Genomic DNA, 575 nt, shown 5'->3' on the forward strand with positions numbered 1-575 from the left:
GGGAGCGGGCTTGCCAGCGAATACGGCGTTCGGTATTGCGCATTCGCTTGCCAGCAAGCTTCCCACAGTGGCTTTGTGGTGCGGCTTTCCGTGGGAGCGGGCTTGCCAGCGAATACGGCGTTCGGTACTGCGTATTCGCTTGCCAGCAAGCTTTCCATGGCGGCTTTGTGGCGCGGCTTTCCGTGGGAGCGGGCTTGCCAGCGAATACGGCGTTCGGTATTGCGCATTCGCTTGCCAGCAAGCTTCCCACGGCGGCTTTGTGGCGCGGCTTTCCGTGGGAGCGGGCTTGCCAGCGAATACGGCGTTCGGTACTGCGCATTCGCTTGCCAGCAAGCTTCCCACGGCGGCTTTGTGGTGCGGCTTTCCGTGGGAGCGGGCTTGCCAGCGAATACGGCGTTCGGTATTGCGCATTCGCTTGCCAGCAAGCTTCCCACAGTGGCTTTGTGGTGCGGCTTTCCGTGGGAGCGGGCTTGCCAGCGAATACGGCGTTCGGTATTGCGCATTCGCTTGCCAGCAAGCTTCCCACGGCGGCTTTGTGGCGCGGCTTTCCGTGGGAGCGGGCTTGCCAGCGAATA

The 575-nt window shown here is 62.8% G+C and carries 1 protein-coding gene; it reads right to left on the reverse strand.

The annotated features are described in order from the left end of the window. The coding region (locus E0L37_RS21715) for a hypothetical protein (RefSeq protein WP_205655674.1) at nucleotides 1-227 on the reverse strand (227 nt) is incomplete at its 3' end. Between the last annotated feature and the right edge of the window lie 348 nt (nucleotides 228-575).

It is taken from the genome of Alcanivorax sp. 24 (assembly GCF_004360225.1).
In the GTDB taxonomy this organism is placed as follows: Bacteria; Pseudomonadota; Gammaproteobacteria; order Pseudomonadales; family Alcanivoracaceae; genus Alloalcanivorax; species Alloalcanivorax xiamenensis.